At 72.3% G+C, this 5,053-nt stretch carries 7 protein-coding genes and 1 pseudogene; 2 read left to right on the plus strand and 6 right to left on the minus strand.

The annotated features are described in order from the left end of the window. The first annotated feature begins 18 nt into the window (after positions 1-18). Entirely contained in the window at positions 19-813 is a 795-nt protein-coding gene (locus LCE31_RS36510) for a hypothetical protein (protein WP_225022252.1), read from the plus strand. 64 nt (positions 814-877) lie between these two features. Next, on the plus strand, positions 878-1,219 hold the full coding sequence (locus tag LCE31_RS36515; protein WP_225022243.1) for a rhodanese-like domain-containing protein: 342 nt from the start codon (positions 878-880) through the stop codon (positions 1,217-1,219). A 79-nt stretch (positions 1,220-1,298) separates the two neighbouring features. Here LCE31_RS36515 and LCE31_RS36520 read toward each other — a convergent pair whose 3' ends face one another. The 6 genes and pseudogenes from LCE31_RS36520 to LCE31_RS36545 all read right to left on the minus strand — a co-directional run. Next, entirely contained in the window at positions 1,299-2,351 is a 1,053-nt protein-coding gene (locus LCE31_RS36520) for a 2Fe-2S iron-sulfur cluster-binding protein (RefSeq protein ID WP_225022244.1), read from the minus strand. Beyond that, on the minus strand, positions 2,352-2,870 hold the full coding sequence (gene paaD / locus LCE31_RS36525) for a 1,2-phenylacetyl-CoA epoxidase subunit PaaD (RefSeq protein WP_225022245.1): 519 nt from the start codon (positions 2,868-2,870) through the stop codon (positions 2,352-2,354). It abuts the gene before it with no gap. Beyond that, on the minus strand, positions 2,864-3,565 hold the full coding sequence (gene paaC / locus LCE31_RS36530; protein ID WP_225022246.1) for a 1,2-phenylacetyl-CoA epoxidase subunit PaaC: 702 nt from the start codon (positions 3,563-3,565) through the stop codon (positions 2,864-2,866). Before paaC ends, paaD begins: the two co-directional genes overlap by 7 nt. Then, positions 3,562-3,852 (minus strand): 1,2-phenylacetyl-CoA epoxidase subunit PaaB, encoded by a 291-nt coding sequence (gene paaB / locus LCE31_RS36535; protein WP_225022248.1) that lies wholly within the window; start codon positions 3,850-3,852, stop codon positions 3,562-3,564. Before paaB ends, paaC begins: the two co-directional genes overlap by 4 nt. After that, the gene (gene paaA / locus LCE31_RS36540) at positions 3,849-4,868 is read right to left on the minus strand and encodes a 1,2-phenylacetyl-CoA epoxidase subunit PaaA (RefSeq protein WP_225022250.1); all 1,020 of its coding nucleotides are present in this window, start codon (positions 4,866-4,868) and stop codon (positions 3,849-3,851) included. Before paaA ends, paaB begins: the two co-directional genes overlap by 4 nt. Before the next feature lie 107 nt (positions 4,869-4,975). Beyond that, positions 4,976-5,053: pseudogene (locus tag LCE31_RS36545) on the minus strand (Phenylacetic acid catabolic protein); the annotation flags it as partial.

Below are 5,053 nucleotides of genomic sequence, written 5' to 3' on the forward strand. Positions count from 1 at the left end.
GACCACTACGCTGGCCGGGTGACGCAGGACGTACCACGTGAATCCCAGAGCACGCGGCTCGAACGGGCGGTGCAGGCGGCCGAGCAGGCCCTCATCGAGTTCGAGATCGCCCTTGAGACGTTCCGGATCGAGGTGGAGAACTTCTCACGGCTGCACCACCAGCGGCTCGGCCCCATGTACACGCGCCTCGATGAGCTGGACGCCCTGATCGCCGAGGCCAGGGCCCGGATCAGCGGCGACCCGGAGGACCTGCGCAAGGCGCGGGAGGCGCGCGGCATGGTGCAGCCGATGCCGGGTGTGGACGAACTCTTCAACGACTGGCTCGATTCCGACGGGCTCTCCCCCGAGGCCGCCGCGATGCTCACCGAGCAGCCCGTACGCCCGCCGCGCCGCGTCCGGCCGAGCGACGAGGCCCGCAAGCTCTACCGCGAGCTCGCCCGCAAGGCACACCCCGACCTGGCCCAGGAGGACGGTGAACGGGCCAGGCGCGAGGAGTTCATCGCGCGGGTCAACGGCGCCTACGGGCGCGGCGACGAGGTCCTGCTGCGCGAACTCGCCGCCGAGTGGGAGGCGGGGCCCGCTCCCGCGCCCACGCCGCTCACCGAGAGCGAGGAGCTGTACGCCCGCCTCGAATGGCTGTCGCAGCGCAAGGAGCTGCTGACGCTGCTGGCCAAGGATCTGGAGGAGTCCGCCATCGGCGCGATGCTCCGGATGGCGCCCGACGACCCCGACCGGCTCCTCGACGAGATCGCCGAGCAGCTGCTGTCCCAGGTCGCCGAGCGGGAGGCCGAGCTCGGACAGCTCGTGGAGTAGGTTCGAAGGGCCGGCCCCAAGGACCTGAGGACCACCGGCCCGAACCGGAAAGAGAGCGCCACCCATGAGTTTCGCCGCACTGCCCTCCGTCGACGTGACCGCGCTGCCCGCCGACGCCCTCCTCATCGACGTCCGGGAGGACGACGAGTGGGCCGCGGGCCACGCCGAGGGCGCCCTGCACGTGCCGATGAGCGACTTCGTCGCCCGCTTCGGCGAGGTGTCCGAAGCGGCTGACGGCCGCACCGCGTATGTCGTGTGCAAGGCCGGCGGCAGGTCCGCGCAGGTCACGCAGTACCTCGTGCAGCAGGGTGTGGACGCGGTCAACGTCGAGGGCGGCATGATGGCCTGGGACGGCGCCGGCCGGCCCCTGGTCTCCGAGGGCGGCTCGTCCCCCGCCGTCCTCTGAGCCGTCGCTCTCCGGGCTGTCGCTCCGAGCTGTCGCTCTCCGGGCCGCCCCGCGCAAAGCCCCCGCCTGGCGCGCCGCGTCACCGGTCGAAGTCCAGCTCCACCTCCGGTGTGACCGCGTGCGACTGGCAGGCCAGCACGTAGCCGGCCTCCCTCTCCTCGGGTTCCAGGGCGAAGTCGCGGTCCATCGCCACCTCGCCCGAGACTAGGAGCGTCCTGCACGTGCCGCAGACGCCGCCCCGGCACGCGTACGGCGCGTCCGCCCGCGCCCTGAGGACCGTCTCCAGCAGGGGCTCGCCGTCCCTGACCGGCCATCTGCCCGAGCGGCCGCCGAGCGTCGCGGTGAGCGTGGAACCCGAAGCGCTCGGGGCGGGGCGTGCCGGAGCTGCGGACGCCGCCTCGTCCACATGGAAGATCTCCTGGTGGATGCGGGAGCGGTCGACGCCGAGTCCGCGCAGCGCCCGGTCCGCGCCGGCCACCAGGCCGAGCGGCCCGCACAGGAACCAGCCGTCCACGTCCGCGACCGGCAGCACGGAAGGCAGCAGCCGCGCCAGCCGCTCCCGGTCCAGCTGGCCGGACGGCAGCCCCGCCTGCTGTTCCTCCCGCGAGACCACCGTGACCAGCTGGAACCGGCCGGGGTAGCGGTCCTTCAGATCGGCGACCTCTTCGAGGAACATGGTCGAGGCGACCGTACGGTCGCTGCGCACCAGGCAGAACCGCGCCAGGGGCTCCCGGGCCAGCAGCGTCGAGGCGATCGACAGCACCGGGGTGATGCCGCTGCCGCCGACGACGGCCGCGAAGTACCCGGGCCGCGGCTCCAGCACGAACCGGCCCATCGGCTCCATCACCTCGACCGTGTCGCCCACGGCGAGTTCCTTGAACGCGTACGTGGAGAACGCGCCGCCCTCCACCAGCCGCACCCCGACGCGCAGCGCGGGCTCGGGCCCGGCGGGCGCGCAGATCGAGTACGTACGCCGGATCTCCTCGCCGTCCGCGCCCGTCCTGCGCAGCGCGATGTGCTGGCCGGGCGTGTGCAGGAAGGCCTCGCGCAGCTCGCGGGGCACCTCGAAGCTGAGCGCGATGGCGTCGTCCGTGAGGCGTTCGACCTCGCTGACCCGGAGCGGATGGAACATCTACAACTCCTTGAAGTGGTCGAACGGCTCCCCGCACGCCGTGCAGCGGCGCAGCGCCTTGCACGCGGTGGAGGAGAACCTGCTGAGCAGCTCGGTCGCCGTGGAGCCGCAGTGCGGGCAGCGGACGGCGAGGGACAGCGCCACCACGCCGTCGCTCCCGCGCGATCGGGGCGGAGCGATCCCGGCCTCGGCGAGCTTGCGCCTGCCCTCGTCGCTGATGTCGTCCGTCGACCAGGGCGGGGACAGCACCGTGACCACCGCGACATCGGGCTGCCCGTGCTCGTGCAGCACCCGCTCGATGTCGTCGGACATCGTCTCGATCGCGGGGCATCCCGTGTAGGTCGGCGTCAGCTCGACACGCACCGACCGGTGGCCGTCCCCCGCGTACGACACCCGCACGTCCCGCAGGACCCCCAGCTCCGCCAGGGACACCACGGGCAGCTCCGGGTCGGGTACGGAGCCCGCGACGCGGCGCAGCTCCCGCTCCAGCGCCGTCTCGGCGGCCGTCCGCGTCACCATGTCGCCCCCGGGTGGCTTCTGTGCAGGTGCTGCATCTCGGCGAGCATCCGCCCGAACGGCTCGGTGTGCAGGCCCTGGCGGCCGGCGCCCGCCGCCCAGCCGCCCGCCCTCGGCCGCTCGGGCACCCGCAGCGTGGCCCGCCGCAGCACGTCCTCCACCGACTGGAGCCATTCCGCCTCCAGCGCCGCCGGGTCGACCTCAAGACCCTCGACCGGACGGAACAGCTCGCCGGTGAACCTCCACAGCGCGTCGCAGGCCCGCTGCGCGCGCTCGTGGCTCTCCTCGGTGCCGTCGCCGAGCCGCAGCGTCCACTGCCGCGCGTGGTCGAGGTGGTACTCCACCTCCTTGACCGCCTTCGCCGCGAGCGGTGCGAAGGGCCCCCGGCCGGAGGCCAGTTCGCGGTACAGGGGGAGCTGGTAGGCGGAGAAGTACAGCTGCCGGATCATGGTGTGCGCGAAGTCGCCGTTCGGCTGCTCGACCAACTGGACGTTGCGGAAGGCGCGTTCCTCCCTCAGGTAGGCCAACTCGTCTTCGTCGCCCGCCAGCGACAACAAGGTCCTCGCCTGGCCGAGCAGGTCGAGCGCGATGTTGGCGAGGGCGACCTCCTCCTCCAGTACGGGCGCGTGGCCCGCCCACTCCCCCAGCCGGTGCGACAGCACCAGCGCGTCGTCGCCGAGGGCGAGCGCGGCGCTCACAGGTGCTTCACCCCGTCCGGGATCTCGTAGAACGTCGGGTGCCGGTACGGCTTGTCGGCGGCCGGCGCGAAGAACGGGTCCTTCTCGTCCGGCGACGAGGCCGTCACCGCGGCGGAGGGCACCACCCAGATCGAGACGCCCTCACCGCGGCGTGTGTACAGATCCCGCGCGTTGCGCAGGGCCAGGTCCGCGTCCGGCGCGTGCAGGCTGCCCGCGTGGGTGTGGGACAGGCCGCGCCGGGCGCGCACGAACACCTCCCACAGCGGCCACTCACTCTGCCCGCTCATGCCGCCACCTTCCCGTCCCGGTCCGCCGCGTGCTTCGCGGCGTACGCCGCCGCCGCGTCCCGCACCCAGGCGCCCTCCTCGTGGGCCGCGCGGCGCTGCGCGATCCGCTCCTCGTTGCACGGGCCGTTGCCCTTCAGGACCGCCTGGAACTCCGCCCAGTCGATCGCGCCGTAGTCATGGCCGCCCTTCTCCTCGTTCCACCTGAGAGCGGGGTCCGGCAGGGTGAGGCCGAGGGCCGCTGCCTGGGGCACGCAGATGTCCACGAAGCGCTGCCGCAGCTCGTCGTTGGAGAACCGCTTGATCTTCCAGGCCATGGACTGCGCCGAATGGGCGGACTCGTCGTCGGGCGGCCCGAACATCATCAGCGACGGCCACCACCAGCGGTCCACCGCGTCCTGCGCCATCGCGTGCTGCTCGGGTGTCCCCTTGCTCAGGGACATCAGCAGCTCGAAGCCCTGGCGCTGGTGGAAGGACTCCTCCTTGCAGATGCGGATCATGGCCCGCGCGTAGGGGCCGTAGGAGCAGCGGCACAGCGGCACCTGGTTCGTGATCGCGGCGCCGTCCACCAGCCAGCCGATCGCGCCGACGTCAGCCCAGGTCAGCGTCGGGTAGTTGAAGATCGACGAATATTTCTGGCGGCCCGCGTGCAGCTTGTCGAGCAGCTCGTCCCGCCCGGTGCCGAGGGTCTCGGCGGCGCTGTAGAGATACAGCCCGTGGCCCGCCTCGTCCTGCACCTTCGCCATCAGGATCGCCTTGCGGCGCAGGGAGGGGGCGCGGGTGATCCAGTTGGCCTCCGGCTGCATGCCGATGATCTCCGAGTGCGCGTGCTGTGCCATCTGCCGCACCAGCGTCGCCCGGTACGCGTCCGGCATCCAGTCGCGCGGCTCGATGCGCTCATCGGCCGCCACGGCGGCGTCGAACGCCGTCAGGAACGCGTCCGCCGCCTCTTCGGCCCGCTCGGCCGTCCCGGCCGTATCCCTCCCGGCCGAGCCCGTCCCACCCGCCACCGTCGTCATCCCGACTCCCTACCGACCGATCGTTCGGTTACTGGACTTCAATGGTCGGTCGGCGGCCCGTAGGGTGTCAACCCTGTGGATAACTGACTCGGCGTGGCGCGGCTGATCTCGGCGGCGCTGTAGAGATACAGCCCGTGGCCCGCCTCGTCCTGCACCTTCGCCATCAGGATCGCCTTGCGGCGCAG

It is taken from the genome of Streptomyces sp. 8L, assembly GCF_020176795.1.
GTDB lineage: Bacteria > Actinomycetota > Actinomycetes > Streptomycetales > Streptomycetaceae > Streptomyces.